14 protein-coding genes and 2 pseudogenes are annotated in these 16,996 nt (G+C 71.6%); 13 read left to right on the top strand and 3 right to left on the bottom strand.

All coding sequences use genetic code 11. From position 1 onward, the window contains the following. The first annotated feature begins 78 nt into the window (after positions 1–78). The 8 genes from ACH4TP_RS07160 (at position 79) to ACH4TP_RS07125 (ending at position 8,410) form a co-directional block, all read left to right on the top strand. On the top strand, positions 79–1,314 hold the full coding sequence (locus ACH4TP_RS07160) for a M20 family metallopeptidase (RefSeq protein WP_398436239.1): 1,236 nt from the start codon (positions 79–81) through the stop codon (positions 1,312–1,314). A gap of 112 nt (positions 1,315–1,426) precedes the next feature. Continuing rightward, entirely contained in the window at positions 1,427–2,851 is a 1,425-nt protein-coding gene (locus tag ACH4TP_RS07155) for a purine-cytosine permease family protein (protein ID WP_398179694.1), read from the top strand. 997 nt (positions 2,852–3,848) lie between these two features. Next, complete coding sequence (locus ACH4TP_RS07150; RefSeq protein WP_398436238.1) at positions 3,849–4,373, top strand: hypothetical protein; 525 nt, start codon at positions 3,849–3,851, stop codon at positions 4,371–4,373. A gap of 116 nt (positions 4,374–4,489) precedes the next feature. Next, positions 4,490–4,651, top strand: coding sequence for a hypothetical protein (locus tag ACH4TP_RS07145; RefSeq protein ID WP_398179700.1), 162 nt, complete (start codon positions 4,490–4,492; stop codon positions 4,649–4,651). A 546-nt stretch (positions 4,652–5,197) separates the two neighbouring features. Next, the gene (locus ACH4TP_RS07140; protein WP_398179703.1) at positions 5,198–6,136 is read left to right on the top strand and encodes a MurR/RpiR family transcriptional regulator; all 939 of its coding nucleotides are present in this window, start codon (positions 5,198–5,200) and stop codon (positions 6,134–6,136) included. Positions 6,137–6,687: 551 nt separating this feature from the next. Further along, positions 6,688–7,353 carry a glyoxalase gene (locus ACH4TP_RS07135; protein ID WP_398179706.1) on the top strand — a complete coding sequence of 222 codons (666 nt, stop codon included), beginning with the start codon at positions 6,688–6,690 and terminating at the stop codon, positions 7,351–7,353. Positions 7,354–7,433: 80 nt separating this feature from the next. Continuing rightward, positions 7,434–7,868 (top strand): YdeI/OmpD-associated family protein, encoded by a 435-nt coding sequence (locus ACH4TP_RS07130; protein WP_398179709.1) that lies wholly within the window; start codon positions 7,434–7,436, stop codon positions 7,866–7,868. 80 nt (positions 7,869–7,948) lie between these two features. Beyond that, positions 7,949–8,410 carry a DoxX family protein gene (locus tag ACH4TP_RS07125; RefSeq protein WP_398179712.1) on the top strand — a complete coding sequence of 154 codons (462 nt, stop codon included), beginning with the start codon at positions 7,949–7,951 and terminating at the stop codon, positions 8,408–8,410. Between the two features lie 257 nt (positions 8,411–8,667). On the opposite strand, the pseudogene ACH4TP_RS07120 reads toward ACH4TP_RS07125, so the two are convergent. Next, a pseudogene (locus ACH4TP_RS07120) lies at positions 8,668–8,775 on the bottom strand (IS5/IS1182 family transposase); the annotation flags it as partial. Positions 8,776–9,028: 253 nt separating this feature from the next. Beyond that, positions 9,029–9,526 carry a hypothetical protein gene (locus tag ACH4TP_RS07115; protein ID WP_398436235.1) on the bottom strand — a complete coding sequence of 166 codons (498 nt, stop codon included), beginning with the start codon at positions 9,524–9,526 and terminating at the stop codon, positions 9,029–9,031. A 270-nt stretch (positions 9,527–9,796) separates the two neighbouring features. On the opposite strand from ACH4TP_RS07115, the gene ACH4TP_RS07110 reads away from it, so the two are divergent. After that, a complete protein-coding gene (locus ACH4TP_RS07110; RefSeq protein ID WP_398436234.1) occupies positions 9,797–10,756 on the top strand; it encodes a peptidoglycan-binding protein in 960 nt (319 codons plus the stop codon). Between the two features lie 1,291 nt (positions 10,757–12,047). Then, positions 12,048–12,536: a hypothetical protein gene (locus ACH4TP_RS07105; RefSeq protein ID WP_398436233.1), complete on the top strand. Its 489-nt coding sequence runs from the start codon at positions 12,048–12,050 to the stop codon at positions 12,534–12,536. 113 nt (positions 12,537–12,649) lie between these two features. On the opposite strand, the pseudogene ACH4TP_RS07100 reads toward ACH4TP_RS07105, so the two are convergent. Beyond that, a pseudogene (locus ACH4TP_RS07100) lies at positions 12,650–12,862 on the bottom strand (helix-turn-helix domain-containing protein); the annotation flags it as partial. A gap of 259 nt (positions 12,863–13,121) precedes the next feature. Between ACH4TP_RS07100 and ACH4TP_RS07095 the strand changes: the two are divergent. From ACH4TP_RS07095 to ACH4TP_RS07085, 3 genes are all read left to right on the top strand, one after another. Next, positions 13,122–13,373: a hypothetical protein gene (locus ACH4TP_RS07095; RefSeq protein WP_398436231.1), complete on the top strand. Its 252-nt coding sequence runs from the start codon at positions 13,122–13,124 to the stop codon at positions 13,371–13,373. A 276-nt stretch (positions 13,374–13,649) separates the two neighbouring features. Then, on the top strand, positions 13,650–14,984 hold the full coding sequence (locus ACH4TP_RS07090; RefSeq protein WP_398436230.1) for a geranylgeranyl reductase family protein: 1,335 nt from the start codon (positions 13,650–13,652) through the stop codon (positions 14,982–14,984). A gap of 866 nt (positions 14,985–15,850) precedes the next feature. Further along, positions 15,851–16,945, top strand: coding sequence for a chemotaxis protein (locus tag ACH4TP_RS07085; protein ID WP_398436228.1), 1,095 nt, complete (start codon positions 15,851–15,853; stop codon positions 16,943–16,945). Positions 16,946–16,996 lie beyond the last annotated feature (51 nt).

Genomic DNA, 16,996 nt, shown 5'->3' with positions numbered 1-16,996 from the left:
GGGTCGTAGATGTGTCGTCACCCACATCATCGTCCCAACCGCCGAGCCCCTCCCCAGGGGAATGCCCGAGGGAACACGATGAACCTTCTTGACGACCTTCTCGACGACACCGGAGACATGGCCGGCGATCTGATCAGGCTGCGCCGGAGTCTGCACCGGGAACCCGAGGTCGGGCTCGCCCTGCCCCGGACTCAGGAGAAGGTCCTGGCCGCCCTGGACTCCCTGCCCGTGGCCGTCGCCCAGGGCCGGTCACTGTCCTCGGTGACCGCGGTGCTGAAGGGCGCCAGGCCCGGACCGACCGTCCTGCTGCGCGCCGACATGGACGCGCTGCCGATCGCCGAGCAGACCGGCCTGCCCTTCGAGTCGCGTTTCACCGACCGCATGCACGCCTGCGGGCACGACCTCCACACCGCGATGCTGGTCGGTGCGGCGCAGCTGCTCGCCCAACGGACGGACCGGATGGCCGGTCAGGTGGTGCTGATGTTCCAACCCGGCGAGGAAGGAGGCCACGACGGCGCCGCTCTGATGCTCCAGGAAGGCGTGCTCGAGGCCGCCGGGGACCGGCCGGTGGCCGCCTACGCCCTCCACGTCAGCGCGCGGCACTACCCGCGCGGCCGCTTCGCGACCAGGCCCGGGCCGCTGATGGCCGCCTGCGCGCGGCTGGACGTCACCGTCCACGGCAGCGGTGGCCACGGGTCGGCCCCCCACCATGCCCGCAACCCCATCCCCGCGGCCTGCGCCATGGTCGGCGAGCTTCACGCCTACCTCTCCCGTGGCGTCGACCCGCTGCAGCCGGTCGCCCTGAGCGTGGGCACCATCCACGCCGGAACCGCGGCCAACGTCGTCCCGGCGACCGCGCACTTCCAGGCGACCGTCCGCACCTTCGACCCCGCCGTCAGCGACCAGCTGGCCCGCGCTCTACCGAGGCTGTGCGAAGCCGTCGCGGCCGCGCACGGCGTCCGCGCCGAGGCCCGCTACCTCGTCGAGTACCCGGCGACCATCCCCGCCCCCGAGGAGTCGCTCTTCGCCGCGGACGTCACCCGCGAACTGTTCGGGGAGCGGCGCTACCAGGACATGACCCAGCCGCTCACCGCGTCGGAGGACTTCTCCCGCGTCCTCGACCAGGTGCCGGGCACCATCGTGCAACTCGGTGCCGCACCGGCCGGGCAGAGCCTCGAACACGGGCCCGGCAACCACTCCCCGCACGTCGTCTTCGACGACCACCTGGTCGCCGACGGCGCCGCACTGTACGCCGGGCTGGCCCTGGCCCGGCTCCTCCGGGAGCCCGGCCCCGCCGACCGCCCGCTCGGCTGACCCGAACCGCGCCAACCCCGCCCCGTCACCCCGCCCCGCCACTCCCACCCCGGTGTCGCCCGGTCGGCCGGCTCCCGGCCGCCCTGTGACACCCTTACCGCTGGAGACATTCATGGAAAGACAGCCCGGCCGAACCACCTCGGTCGAACAGCGCTCGATCGACCACGTCCCCGCCGAGGAACGCCACGGCAAGCCATGGCACCTCTTCACACTCTGGTTCGCCTCCAATGTGCAGATCACCGGGCTGGTCAACGGAGCCCTCGCCGTCATGGTCGGCCTCGACCTGCCCTGGGCGATCTTCGCGATCCTGATCGGCAACCTGCTCGGCGGCGTCTTCATGGCCTGCCACTCGGTCCAGGGACCGAGGCTGGGCATCCCCCAGATGATCCAGAGCCGCGCCCAGTTCGGCTTCTACGGCGCGATCCTGCCGGTGGCCATCGTGCTGGCCATGTACTTCGGCTTCGCGCTCGAAGGCGCTGTCATCAACGGCCACGCCGTCGCCGGCTGGCTGCACATCCCGTACGCGGCCGCCGTCGTGCTGTCCAATCTGGTCACACTCGCCGTCGCCGCCGCGGGCTACAAGTTGATCCACGCCGTCAGCAGGTACCTGTCCGTCGTCTCGGGTCTCGTCTTCGTCGCCCTCTTCGTCGAGCTGGGCACCCACCTACCCGCGCACTACCACGGCACTTCGGTCAACGCGGGAACGGTCCTGCTGGCCGTCTCCATCTTCGCCTCCTGGCAGATCACCTGGGCGCCCTACGTCTCGGACTACTCCCGCTACCTGCCCGAGGACACCTCACCCCGGAAGACCTTCTGGTGGACCTACCTCGGCGCGGCCGTCGGCGGCTCCTGGGTCATGATCATCGGCGCCATGGCCGCCGTCATCGGGGCCGACGCGCTCGGGCAGGACGCCATCGGGTTCCTGGCCCACCAGTTCCCGGCCGTCTCCTGGCTGCTGGCCGCCGCCCTGATCATCGGCGGTGTGCCCGGCTCCGCCCAGAGCCCCTACGGCGCCTTCCTCACCGCCCTGAGCGCGGTGTCCCCCCGCGGGCGGACCAACGCCGGCCCGCGCGCCCGGATGGTCTTCACGGTCGTGTTCACCGCCGTCACCACCGTGCTCGCGATCCTGGTCGGCTCGGACACCATGACCCTGTTCGAGAACATCATCCTGACCCTGCTCTATCTGCTGATCCCGTGGACCGCGATCAACTTGACCGACTACTACCTGGTGCGCCGCGGCGACTACGACATCGAGTCCTTCTTCCTCAAGGACGGCCCCTACGGCAGGTGCGACTGGGGAGCCGTGGTGATCTTCCTCCTGGCGATCGCGGTCGAGTTCCCGTTCATCAACAGCACCGTCTACGAGGGCCCGCTCGCAAGCAGCATGGGCGGCGCCGACCTCTCCTGGCTCGTCGGCCTCGTCTTCGGCACAGCCGCCTACTACCTCTACGCGGTACGGATCCGCCGGGCAGCGCCCCTCACCACGGCCGCTCAGGCGGGATCGGCGGCGCCCGAAGCCGTCGGCCCCGCCGCCTGACCCTTCGACAACCTCCATCGCGGCAGGTCAGGGGCGCGCCGGAACGGCGGGATGCACACTCCACCGGTGAGGGTGAGCACCACGGCGAGGAGGAACAGCGCCTGGCCGACGGAGAGGCGGGAGCCGTAGGCCAGGCCAGCGGTCCGGCGACCGCGATCACTGCGGCCGCCACAAGCGCCACCACACGCCGGACAGCGTCCGACGGAGGCTGAGTGACGCACCGTGGAACGCTCCCGCCAACCGCGCTGCCGCCGCGCTTGGCGCCACCTTTCCACCGCGCAACCCGCGGCCCCGGCCGGAGGCCGTCTCGCGAGCAATGCTCGGAACCTGTGGATCGCTGCCGGGAGGGGCGCGTCCGATGCGCGGCGTTCCCCAGCCCGCCGGCTACACGGCGAACACGGTGACGATCTCCGCACTGCCTTCGGGCCCGCGCGCCAAGAGCAGCGCGCTCACGTCTTGGTCGAATGGGGCGAGGGACTCCTCGTGGCCCAGGAGCCGGCCGGCCTGGTCGGCTTGTTACCGAGGGATGAGCCGGTGCAACAGCGCAGCCCGGCGGTCCAGGTAGTCCAGACATACGACCAGTGGGAGTGACGGTCGATCGGTTGCCCCGACGACCAAGTGCGACGGCTCGCGGCGTGATCTCCGATTGTTGCGCTTGTCCGGAAGGGTTGATCAGAGAGTGTGGTGAGCACGGTCCAGTGTGGTTCACCGGGACCGCGGTTGCTCACCACCGCGCTTACCAGGGCAGCTTCCCGTGCCCGCGGGGATGGTCCCTACGACGACAGGCCCGCGTCGGCATGGCGGTGCTGCTCCCCGCCTGCGCGGGGATGGCCCCCTGGCCGCGCAGGTTTTGAGCACGCTCTGGCACAGTTCCTGGGCACCGGTCGCGGAGTGCCACCGGGACAACAGCATGAGTTGGGGCAGCCCGCAGGACGGTTTGCCGGGGCAGCCCGAATTTCCGGGCACTCTCGCGAGCCGTGGTGGCATCGTATGAACCATGGCAGCGATAGACGACACATCCGAACCCGACAGCCCTGTCCGCAGCGCCTATCCGCCCCTGGTGGAGGCAGCGTGGCTGTATCGGGTGGACCAGGTGTCTCCGGAAGACCTGCCGATGACCGCCGCCCAGGCACTCGCAATGGGAGTGGACACACCGGCCCTGTGCGAGCTCGCCGGTCTGCCGCGCCATGCGGCCCCACGGGACATCCGTGACACGTTCGAGCAGGCTCTCGATGAACTGGGGATCACTCTGCCCGATCACCGCCTGGCCCGGCGATACGCGCTGCGCAGGCTGGCCACGCGATTCACCGCGGGGGAGGTGGATCTCGCCGAGTTGGCATCGGACGAGTGGTCGGAGACGGAGGTCGAGACCGCTGAGGAGCAAGCGTTCGTGGCGCTACTCCCGCCATGTGCGTGCTGCATCGAGTACACGCTGGGGCTCGACGCGGCGGCATGGGAAGCACAACTGCAGGTCGCGGCCTGTGCCTTGGTTTCGCATCCCACTGTCGGGCCGCGCTTCTGACGAGGGGGATCAGCCACTCGCGAACAAAGCCGGGGGATGGCCCCGGCAGGGGTGACCACCCCAGCGGACGTCCTGCTGCTCCCTGTCTGCGTCGGGATGGTCCCGGCGTACTGAGCATGCGCATCGCCGACGTCGTCCTCTGGGGTCTGAGCCCCACTTACGACCTGCGTGACCACCTCGACCGGACGGCCTGTCTGGTCGCCGGAGGCGGCCTGGAGCACGGCGAATGGGGCCGCTATCTGTCCACCCCCGGCTACCGGAACACCTGCCCCGACTGACGACCTCTCCAGGGGGCGCCCACCCGTCGCCCGCAGATCGCCGAGGGGACCCCGGGACGCCGGTGCGGTGTGGTGTGGTGGGGTGGAGGCAGTACGCGTGACGTACGACCGGATCCGGACGTACGACCGGATCCGCCGGAGAGATCGACTTCCTCGCCCATGCCCTCGCCAACGGCGCGACCTGCATGGAGGAGGCGGTCCGCGTGGCTGCCGAGACCACGCCCCGCTTCCGGCCGCTCGGGGCCGCCGACGTCGTCGAGAAGAACGGGCCGCACGACCCCGTCACCGTCGCCGACCGGGCCGCCGAAGGCGCACCTCACCGGCTCTGCCCCCTGCTCCCGCACCCGCGGGGACGGTCCCTTGCTCCCGCATGCGGGAGGTCTCTCCGGGAGGTCTCTCGCCCTCCGCGTTGATGCGCAGTCAGACGGTTCTGCGCCTGCATGGTGGTGTCACGGCGCGGTGCCGGCGGGCCTTTGCCTCGGGTTCATGGGGGCCAGGCCCGGGTGAACTATCTTGGGCGGCAGTGAGATGAGAAGGAGACACTCCGTGGCATCCGGGCAGCAGGCGCGTGCACAGGCGGCAGCGATCACGCCGGGCAGGCGCTCGTCCGAGGCGAAGGAGGAGGCCGGGGCGGCCTCTCCCGCCGAGCGGGTGCGGGCGCTGTTCGGCGGGCACCGACTGTCTCCCGCGCAGCGGCGTATCGCCCAGTTCCTGACCGATCACCTCACCGAGGCCGCGTTCCTGTCCATCACCGAACTCGCGGAGCGCGTGGGGGTCAGTCAGCCGTCCGTGACCCGGTTCGCCTCCTCGCTGGGATTCAGCGGCTACCCCGCGCTCCGGGAGGCGCTCCAGCCCCTCGCGCTCAGCGCGGTCGCCGGTGCACCGGGCGAGGGGGAGGAGCGGCATCGTAACGAGCTCCAGTCGGCGATCGACGCCGAGATCGAGAACCTGGCCTCCCTGCGGCGTGCCCTCGCCGACCCCGACCGGATCGTCGGCATCGGCCGTGAGCTGGCCCGGTCCGTCCCCCTGACGGTCGTCGGCCTGCGGATCTCGGTCTCCCTCGCCGAGTACTTCGCGTACGCCGCGCGGCGCATCCACCCCGATGTCCGGGTGGTGACACGGGGGGGCAGCGTCGCCTACGACGGGCTGCTCCAGGCGCGTGAGGCGGGCGGCACGTGGGTGCTGGCCTTCGCGATGCCTCGGCACGCCAAGGAGACCCTCGCCGTCGTGCGTGCCGCCCGTGGTGTCGGGCTGCGCGTCGCGCTGATCACGGACCTGGCGCTCGGGCCGCTGGCCGACGAGGCCGACGAGGTGTTCACCGCGGGCACGGGCTCGCGACTCGTCTTCGACTCGTACGCGGCGCCGGGGGTGCTGTCCGCGGGCATCCTCCAGGCCATGGCGGACGCGGACCCGGAGCGTACGCAGACCCGGCTCGAGAAGTACGAGCACGCGGCGGAACAGCACGATTTCTTCCTGAACGACTGAGACCGACCGAAACGACCGAAACAACCGAAACGGCTGGGCCGGGGTTCGGGTCTCTGCACGATCATTTGGCATGAAAATTTTCATGCACTTGCTTACTTGGCGGTATATATATTTACTGCAAGGGCCCCAGGGACCGAACGGAACATCGAAGGCCACCCCCTCCTCCTCAGATGGCCCCGATGTTCCGACGGTCCGCGCCGCGTCATCGCGGATGCTCTGTGGCGGCTCCGACCAACCCCTGGGTCGGAGCCGCCATACAGAGCCACACCCAGGCGGCCCCGCTCTCGGGGTGCATGCTGCAGACCAAGGCCGGCGCCCTCCCATCGCCGCCCCCAGGGGCGTGATCACCATCCCTGACGATGTTCAGGCCCTCGTCGAGACCTTCCACGACGCGTCGCATCGAGCGGACGACGGCGCTGTTGCGGCGGGGCGAGCGGCCCGCGATGCGGGTCCGGCGATCAAGGTGAGGGGGCGCCGCGGTGCCTGACGAAGCAGGTCTCCAGACCGGTCAGGAATCGAGAAGCCCCGGCCGCCGCGCAGCTCCTAGTGTGATGTTCATGGCAACCACCACTTCCTCCGCAGCCCACCCGTCCCTCGCGTCCATCACCCTCGAGGTGGCCGACCTCGACTCCGCCCGCCGCTTCTACAGCGCCTTCGGGGTGGACGAGCACGTACGCCTGCGGGCGTCCGAGGCGCACTCCACCGGGTTCCGCGGCTTCACCCTGGCGCTCACGGTGTCCGGCCCGGCCACCGTCGATGGCTTCGTCGGCGCCGCCGTGGACGCGGGCGCCACGGTGCTGAAGCCCGCCGCGAAGTCGCTGTGGGGCTACGGCGGCGTCGTCCAGGCCCCGGACGGGACGATCTGGAAGATCGCGACCTCGGCGAAGAAGGACACCGGCCCCGACACCCGCGAGATCGACGAGGTCGTCCTGCTGATCGGTGTCGAGGACGTGAAGGCCACCAAGGAGTTCTACGTCGGCCGGGGCCTGAGCGTGGCCAAGAGCTTCGGCGGCAAGTACGCCGAGTTCGCCGCCGGCCAGGCCGGTCCCGTCAAGCTGGCGCTGTACAAGCGCCGCGCCCTGGCCAAGGACCTCGGCGTCCCCGCCGACGGCACCGGCTCGCACCGCGTCGTCCTCGGCGGCACCGCCGACGCCTTCAGCGACCCGGACGGCTTCGCCTGGGAGGCCGTCGCACCGATCGCCCCCACGGCATCCTGACTCCCGGCGGAGCCGGGCGGGCCGGATCCGCGATGAACCGCCGGCACAACAGATGAACCACCAGAACGACAGGAGAGATCATGAAGTTCCGGTCCCACGTCGAGCCGCCCGAGCCCATGCGGGGCCTGGAGGTTCCGCCCGAGGTGGTGGCGGCGCTCGGCGGGGGCGCGCGCCCGCCGGTGACCATCACGGTCAACGGGCACTCCTGGAGGAGCCGGGTCGCCATCCTGCGCGGCCGCCACCTGCTCGGCCTGAGCAACGCCAACCGGCACGCCGCCGGTGTGGAGATCGGCGAAGAGGTCGAGGTCGAGCTGGAGCTCGACACCGAGCCGCGCGTCGTCGAGGAGCCCGCGGACTTCGCCCAGGCCCTGGACGCAGACCCGGCCGCCCGCGCCGCGTACGACAACCTCACCCACAGCCGCAAGCGCGAGCACGTCCGCGCCATCGAGAGCGCGAAGAAGCCCGACACGCGCCAGCGACGCATCGAGAAGGCCATCGCCACCCTGCGGGGCTGACCTCCGAAGACAAAGTCCGCACGGCACCGCAACCGCCGCGCGGAGGCCTGACCCTGCCCGACTCCCCTGAAGGAACAAGCATGTCGAAGCGACTCATGACCGGTCTGTACTGGTTTTTGGCCTTCGAGTTCGCGCTGGGCGCCGTGACCAAGTACTGGCCGGGCGACACGATATTCAGCTCCGCGTACTCCGCGAAGTTCGTCGAGTGGGGCTACCCCTCCTGGATGCGCTTCGTGGTCGGTGCCCTGGAAGGTGTCGCAGCCGTCCTGCTGGTGATCCCCCACAAGCGAGCCCGCTTCCTGGGCGCCGCGACGCTGCTGTTCGTACTCACCGGCGCGGCCACCACCCACATCGTCAACCACGACCCAGCGTCGGAGAGCTGGGCCGCGCCCACCCACCTCCTCGTCATGGGCATCCTCGCGCTGGCCAATTGGCCCGCCGACTGGCGGGACCTCCTGCGGGCTCCCACCGCGCCGACAGCCCGAGCGCCACGGCCGTCCGGCGAAATGACAAGGGTGCGGCACCTTGGAGGGAATCCCTGACCTGCACCGACCCGCGGCGCGCCCTCGCCGGACTGCCGCCGCACCGGCGCCACCGGTCGCCGGCGAACCGCTTCCCGCACCTGTGGGGATGACCCTTTGGTCCACGGCTGTGTGCCATGCGAACTGCTGTGTTCTCCGTGGTCGGGGGTGCCACCGCGTGCCGTCCATACGCGTGCTCCTTACTTGCCGAGCGGTTGGTGCCGGATGAGTTGTGGGAGTTGTTCCGCAGGGTGGTGTCGGAGGCAGTGGTGATACGTCCACAAGGAGGGGGCCGCCGGCGTGCCGGGGATCGCGGCCAGCACTTCGCGGTCCCCGTACCGGCGTCGGCCGCCGCCCTGTGGTCGTGCCGGAGTGGGCGGGACCACCCGCCTTGCCCTTCTTGACGACCTGGGTCTGGTCGGAGGCGGCGGCGATGTATTTCGGTCCGATGAGCGGTCCTCGCTCGAGCCTGAGCTCTCGTTCCCTGCCGTTCCAGGGATGGATCGGGTCGGACTCGGCAAGTTCGGCCGGGCGAGGTTCAGTTCTGTTGTGCACGAGCGGTCAACTACGCGCACCGGATTGGCGTCGTCCTACGGCCGGGGCTGGGACCGGTCCGGTCCCAGCCCCGGTAGCGGCTGGTCAGACCTTGCCGTTGTAGTACGTGATGTCCCAGTGGTGCTTCTCGCGGGCGTACACGTTGCCGTTCGGGGACTTGTAGAGCCGGGCCCCGTCGCCGCGCGTGCCGGCCTTCTTGTAGTGCTTCATGACGTACGTGTCGAGACAGGATGTCTGTACCGACATGTCGACCTTGTAGCCGCTGCGGTGAGTGTACGTGCCCCGGGTGCTGTGACCGACCTCGGTGCCGCCGGTGATGACCACTGTGCAGCGGCTGGCCTTCTTGAAGGCGATGGCCCCGGCGACGGTCGCCCGGTTGATGTTCGTGAAGGACGTACAGCCCCTCCGGTTCCAGTCCGAGCAGTTCTTGCTCGACGTCCAGGAGACACCCGCCGCGCGGAACTGCTGGGAGGCGGCCGAGTGGGTGTACTTGGCGGGGGCCGCGTCGGCGGATGGCGCGACCACGAGGAGTGGGGCGGCGACCGCGGCGGCGAGGAGGGTGGGGCTGGTCCACTTGCGCATGACTGTGTGTCCTTTCGTCAACAGACCACCTCACCCGTTCAGGTGAGGTGCGGAGATGAAGTCGTCCCCCGCACCGGAACGGCGGCATGCGGACGTACCGCGGCGGGAGCGGTCGGGACGCCGGGAGTGGTGGCACCCTCCCGGCCCGCACACCGTGCCGCCCGAAGGCCCCGCGCCGCTAGCCTCGGCACCCGCCAGCGCTCATGCATCCATGCACGCATGGATGCACCCGGCTGGCCTGCGACGATGCACATGCATAGGGGATGCGACATGGACCGCACACGGGCCGGCGCGGAGGAACCCGCCCTGATCGATCCGGCCGCGGCGCTCACCGCCGTACTCCGGGCGTGGTGGGAGGGGTGCCCCGGGGTGCGTCCCACGCAGAAGGCCCTGGCTCGCCGGGCCGGGGTCGATCAGGCGACCATGTCCCGCTATCTGAACCCGGGACGGCCGACGGCCGCCCCGCCGCCGGTCGTCGAGGCCCTGCACGAGGCCCTCGCAGCACCGGACGGCGAGCTGGGTGAGGCGCTGCTGCTCGCCCGCGCGGCCCAGGAGGCGCGACGCGTGCCACGCGTGCGCGTGCCGCAGGCGCCAGGCGAGGCGATGCGCTCCGGTGCCCCGGGCGCGGTTGTGGTCCGGAGTCCGGCCGCCGTCGCCGTACCAGTAGCCGTCCCGGTGTGGGTGCCCCGGATCCTGTGCTTCCTGTTCGCCTGCGGGGCTTTCGCGGCGGGCCTCTGGCTGAGGCCGTTGATCGTTCCGCCCGGTACCGGCCCGGACACCGGCGGCGCCGACATGGTGGCCTCGCGCGACGAGTGGCCGGTCGTGCGCCTCGGCGACGTGCTGTGGGAGGCGCGTACGGTGCAGTACCTGCTCCGGGCGAAGGGCCACGAGGTAGAGGTGACCGGCACCGTCGACCACACCACCGTCACCGCGATCACCGAGTTCCAGAAGTCCCTCGGCCTCGTCCGGGACGGCCGCGTCGGCCCCCAGACCTGGCCGAGGCTCGTCGTCCCGCTCGACGGAGGTGACTACGGTCCGGCGGTCGAGGCACTCCAGTCGCTCCTCACCGGTGCCGGCTATCCGACCGTGGTGAGCGGCACCTTCACCGCCGAGACGGAGGACGTGCTGCGCATCTACCAGGCCGAACGGGGACTCCCCGTCACCGGCAGGGCGACCAACCGCGACTGGCTGTCCCTGGTGAGCCACCAGGGCCCGCGCCTGCACGGCTGAGACAACCGAGGGCCCGGGGGCAGGACCGTCTCGACAGCTGACACGGGCCCCTCCGGATTCCCCGGTGCAACAGGCAGGTTCGGTCAGAGGAACGGGGCGGCGGGGTGGCGGGGTATGAGCCGGCCCCTTCCTCCATCGCCCGCAGAGCCGGCGCGGTCCGCTCGGCGCGGCGGCGTCGGCGACGGCGGTGAACAGTTCGATGGCGTGCCGGTACGCCGCGGCTGCCTCGGCCTGCCGGCCGAACCCCTCCAAGGCGCGGCCGATGAGCTGGTGGGCGCCGGCCGGTCCCCAGGCGTCCTCGCATGCGTGGAACACTCCGAGCGCCGCCCGCGTGGCGGCCGGTGCCTCCTGATGGTGCTCGACAGCCCGCGCGTACCGCCCTTGTTCCAGGCGGGCCGGGCCGAGCGCGTCGAGTCCGGCGGCCCGCTCCACGTCGCGCTCGGCACGGGAAGCCGCGGCCCGGCCCACCGCGGCCATGGCCTCCCGGCTGCAGCGCCGATCGAAGTACCAGCTGAGCGAGGGCACGAGAGTGCCGAGCGCGACGGGCCATCCCCGGGTGCCGGCGGCGGCCGTCACCAGGCCGAGGACGCTGGTGTGTTCGCTGTCGCGCCAGGCCGACGCGGCCGGTTCACCTCCGGGAAACGCGGTACGGGCGGGTGACAGCGCACCGGCGGCCCGGTGCGCGGTGTCCACGAGCCAGTGGTGCAGCCGCTGCGCTGCCGCGGCCCGAGTGGCGGGCCGGTCCTGCGCGGCGGACTGCTCGGTGGCGTACAGCCGCAGCAGATCGTGGGTCTGCCGGCGGCCGGGCGCGGAGGCGGGGGTGAGCAGCCCGGCCTCGGCCGGGTCGTCGAGCACCGTGGCGGCATGCCGCCCGTCGCGGCCGAGGAGGGCCGCGGCGGCCTCCGTCCCGGTGCGCCGGGCCGGTACGAGAGGGAGGAGGCGGAAGAGCCGCGCCTGCAGGGGTGTCAGATGCCGGTAGGTGCAGGCGAAGACCTGCCGGACGTCGTTGTCCCCGGCCTTGAGCAGGGGCAGCCGGGGGCGCTCGTCCCGCAGCTGCGCCGACAGGTGCGCCAGGCTCCAGGTCGGGGAGATGGCCGGCCGGCTTGCCGCGATGCGTACGGCCAGAGGCAGCCCGCCGCAGGTGGCGACGATGTCAGCGGCCGCGTCGGGTTCGCGTGCGATCCGGCCGGGACCGGCGATGGCGGCGAGCAGGGTTCGTGCGTCCTGCTCGGGCAGAGGGTCAAGGGCGAGGCGGTGGACCCCGGCGAGCCCCGAGAGACGCGAGCGGCTGGTGACCAGCGCCCGGGAGCCGCCGCTGCCCGGCGGGAGCGGTCTGACCTGGGCCTCGCTCGCGGCGTCGTCGAGGACGAGCGTCGTCGAGGACGAGGCGCACGTGCCGCTCGGCGAGGACGGTGCGCAGGAGTCCGGAGCGCACCCCGATGGCGGCCGGGATCCGCTGGTCCGGGACGCCGAGTCCGGACAGCAGGGTGTGGAGCGCGGCGGCGGGGCCGGCGTCGGCCCGGGTGCCACGCAGATCGGTGAAGAGACGACCGTCGGGGAACCGGTCGGCCGCCGCGTGCCCCACCCACAGAGCCAGGGTGGTCTTGCCGACGCCGGGTGGCCCGGATACCAGGACGGGCGTAGATGCCGGGCCGTCAGCAGGGTGCGGAGTTCGGCCACGTCGTCGGCGCGTCCGCTGAAGTCGCTCGGCGCGGGCGGCAGGTCGGCGGTCGTCGGGCGGACCGGCGCGGTGCGAGGCGCTGTCGATGCTGCCGGCTGAGTGGATGCCCGAGCGACAGCGGCTGTCTCTGCGGCTGCCGAAGCGACGGCACTGGCGACGTTTCGCACGGCCTCGGCAGCCAGCAGCTCGCGCCGGGCGACCCGTAACTCCCCTTCCGGTAACCCCAGGCGGCGCTCATAGCGGCCCAGGATGTCGTCGGAGGGTACGCGTCGGGCGTGCTCCCCGTCTCCGACGGACGTGTGCGAACTGAGATGCAGGAGCCGTGCCAAGGCGCGCTGCGACAGTCCGCGCTCCTGCCGGACGCGGCGCAGGGTGAGGGCGAGGCGCCGGCGCTGCGGGCGGGCGTCGGTCAAGGTCGTGGGCATGGTCGGAGTCCGGTGGGGGAGTGACCGATCCGCTGGTGGCCGACCGGTCCGGCCGGATTCACTTCAAGGCATTCGCCGGCAGGCGGGGGCGAGGACGTGAGTACGGAGAGGAGAACGCTGATGGGTCGGCGTGTACGAGCGGCCGGAGCCATGGCTGTGGTGGCGGCGTCCCTGGCTTTATCCGGAGTTCCGGCCGCCCAGGGCAACCGAGAACACGACGAACGACGAAGGCTGTTACCGGGGGAACGCCACTGACGGGGTGTTCAAGCGTGAATGGGTGGACTACGGTGCCCGCGTCACCGGATCCGCGGACTACGGATCTATGGTGTACGTGGTCTGCCAGGCGGACAACGGCGGTTGGGACGGGGTCCACACCCGGTACGGCAGGCCGTTCACCCCCTGGGGCAGGCTCAGCGACGGCAGCTACGTCTACGACGGGTGGATCGGCGCCCCGACCGTCGCCGAGGACGGCTACTCGCCCGGGACGCCGGCCTGCGTCTTCGGCCCGTGAGCCGGAGGGCGAGCCGGGCCTGAACCAGAGGACACGACATGGACTCTGCCCGGTCCTGCTCCGCCGGACAGGCCCTGTCCCTCCGCCCGGGGACCGCGGCCCCCGCGGACTCCTACCCGCTCCTCATGCTCCAGACGTTTCGCCAGAGGTTGTCCGGGATCACCCGACGTACACCACCACCGGGGAGACCCCTCGCGCGAAGCCCTTCCCGGACAGGCGGCCGCCTCCGCCGCGCCGAACGGACTGCCGGTGCCCGGCGGCGGGCATAGTAGGGGAGTGATCACCAAAAGTGACGGGATCGACGGCGGCCGTGGGGGATCCGAAGGCGCCGGTGACGAGGAGGCGCAGGTCATCGTGGTGGGGGCGGGACCGGCTGGTTCCGCTGCCGCGGTACACCTGGCGCGAGCCGGTGTGGACGTGCTGCTCCTGGAGAAGAGCGGTTTCCCCCGGGAGAAGGTGTGCGGTGACGGGCTGACCCCGCGCGGCGTGCACCAGTTGGTGCGGCTGGGCATCGACATCGACGCGCCGGGCTGGATGCGCAACAAAGGAATGCGCTGGGTCTGCGACGGACACCAGGCGGAGCTGGACTGGCCCCGCCTGGGCGCCCTTCCCGACTTCGGGCTCACCCGCAGCCGGCACGACTTCGACGACCTGCTCGCCGCCCGAGCGAGCGCCACCGGAGCGCGCCTGCGCACCCACGTGAAGGTGACGGGCACCCTGACCGACCGGGCGGGGCACGTCATCGGCGTGACGGCCTCCCGCGGGCCGGACGCGGAACCGGTGCGCTACCGGGCCCCGTTGGTGGTCGCGGCCGACGGCGCCTCGGCGCGTACGGCTCTCGGCCTCGGGTTCGAACGTGATGTGAAGCGACCCGTCGCGGCGGCCGCCCGCCGGTACTACCGCAGCGAGGCCCGCACCCACGACCCCTACCTGGAGCTGTGGGCCGACCTTCGCTGTCCCCGCACCGGACTCGACCTGCCCGGATACGGATGGGTGTTCCCCATGGGGGACGGCCGCGTCAACGTGGGCCTGGGAGCCCTGCCGCAGCAGCGGCGGCGCCGGCCCGTGGACCTGCGGGCGGCACTGGAACACTGGCTGCCCCGCCTGCCCGAGGAGTGGGGCCTGCACGAAGGGAACGCCGATTCCCCCTTGCGCAGCGCGCCGCTGCCGATGGGCCTGAACCGGCGACCGCAGTACCGCCGGGGCCTGCTGCTCGTGGGTGACAGCGCCGGCATGGTCAGCCCGTGGAGCGGTGAGGGCATCGCCCAGGCGATGGAGGCCGCCGAGGTGGCGGCGGAGACCATCGCCCTGGCGCTGGCCCGGCCGGCCGGGCCGCGCCGGGAACACGCGCTGCATCAGTACCCGGCCGAGATCCAGCGCCGATGGGCGCGCTACTACCGGCTGGGGAACCTCGCGGGCGATCTGCTCTTCTCCCGGTTCGGCTACCGGCCGATCCTCCACCCCCGGGTGATGGCGTCGCCGCATCTCTTGCGGGTCCTGGCACGCCTGCTGACCCATGTCAGCGACGAGCCCGCGCAGGACACCACCGACGCCGTCCTCCACGCACTCCTGCGCCTCGTCCCCGTACCGCGGCGACAGCCCGTGCAGTGAGCGAGCGGTCCCTTCTCCAACTCCCGCTCCAGCTGAACGAACTGCCGCTCCCCGAGCCTGGGCGGCGACTGCGGCCGGCCGAACCGCCCTGCCGCCAGGCCTGACGCCACCGCTCCACCGACCGCACGGTGACCCGAAGGCCGGTCGGAACGTTCTGGCTGGACAAGCTGGTCAGCCCGCTGTCCGTGGGCCTCGACCGGTTGCGGCAGGACCGCATCCCGGAGAAGGCTCTCGCCAGGGGTGCGGATCCTCGTCCACCTCGCGTACGTCTTCTCGCTCGGGGCCAAGGCCGGCCTCCGCTACACAACCGCCGTCGCCGCCTCGGCTGCCGAGTACGAGACGCCCATGAGCTGAGCTGACGGACCGCTTCCCGTGAGACGTCGGAAGGCATGAGCGGAGCGTCGGGCGATGAGGCTTTCCGAAGGTTTCTGGCTGCGTTCCAGGTCGGTGACCTCTGCAGCGGGATCGCGGCAGAGCCCCTCGTCGTCGGCGTGGTGACTCACTCATCACACCGGCGATGGGTCCGGTCGTTCTGACGCCGTACCGCGACAGCGTCCTGGCCGCTCCGACGACGGGTTCGTAGCCGGCACCGGCGAACCCGTCCGTCAACCACCCGCGATCGCCCCGTTCGTGCACCCTCAGAGGGCGCGCGAACGGGGTTGCGTGTCGGGCAGGCCTCATGCGGCGGCCGGCCCATCAACTCGCGAAAAGCTCGATTTCGGGCAAATATGTCAAATACGGGCCAAACTTCGGCGCGCCCAGACCTCGGACGCCCCGCCCGCGCCGGCAGCCGACGGCGGGACCATCTCGACCCGTCGAACCGTTTCGTCGACGTCCGCGGGGAACGACCTTCGGAAGGTGTATTCATGTACCCCGCACTCAGCACCGGCGCGCTGGCCGAGCTGCGCCGGCCCCGCCCGTACCCCGCCGTGTCGCTCGTGATGCCGACCCACCGCCGAGAACCGGACAATGCGCAGGACCCTGTACGGCTGCGCAACCTCCTGGCCCGGGCGGAGAAGGAGCTCGAGGACGACCCGGGCGTGACGCGGGAGCGGCGCGCGGACGTGCTGAGCCAGCTGGAACGGGCGGTCGCCGAGATCGACCTCGTCCACGCGGAGGACGGCCTGGTGATCTACGTGGCGCCGGGCGAGCACCAGGTGTGGACGGTGGCCCGGACGGTCCCGGAGCGGGTGGTGATCGCCGACACGTTCCTCACGCGCAACCTCGTCGCCGCCCGGTCGGCCGAGTGGCCCTACTGGGCGCTGACCGTGGCGGCGGACCGCATCGCCCTGTGGAACGGAGCGCCGGAGCGGGCCGTCGAGCACACGGCCGACGGCTTCCCGCTGACCCGGAGCCTGGAGGACCCGGACGCCGAACGCAAGGAACGTATCGGAGATCTCCCGAGCACCTTCCGGGACGAGGACACGCGCACCTTCTTCCGGGAGGCGCACGACGCCCTGCGGACCGTCCTCGCCTCCGAACCCCGCCCGCTGTACGTGATCGGCGAGGCCCCCGCGGTCTCGCTCCTGGAAGAGACCGGATCGCTGCCGCAGGGTACGGCCACCCTCCATCAGGGCGGCCTCGGACGAGGGCCCGAGGAGGCCGTACGCAAGGCGGTGTCCCCGCTGCTCACCGCCCACGCGGAGGCCGTGACGGCCACCGTACTGGCCGAGCTGGACGCGGCACGGGGCCGACACGAGTACGCCGGCGGTCTCGACGAGGTGCACCAGGCCGCGCAGGAGGGCCGGATCCGTCTGCTCGCCGTCGAGGAGCACTACCGGACCGTCGTGCGCGACTACGGCGACCACCTCGAACCCGCGGACGCCTCCGACCTCGACTCCCGCGACGACATCGTGGACGAGATCGTCGAACAGGCCCTGGAGAAGGGCGCCGAGGTGCGATTCGTCCCCGACGGCTCCCTGGCCGACGCGAACCGCATCGCCGCCGTACTGCGCTTCTGACGACGAGGCAACGGCCATCGCCCACGACCGCGCGCCACGGAGGAACGCAAC

It is taken from the genome of Streptomyces sp. NPDC021012, assembly GCF_044333355.1.
Classification (GTDB): Bacteria; Actinomycetota; Actinomycetes; order Streptomycetales; family Streptomycetaceae; genus Streptomyces.
Note: the sequence above shows the minus strand (reverse complement) of the source record. Positions and strands in the feature narration are given on the sequence as shown.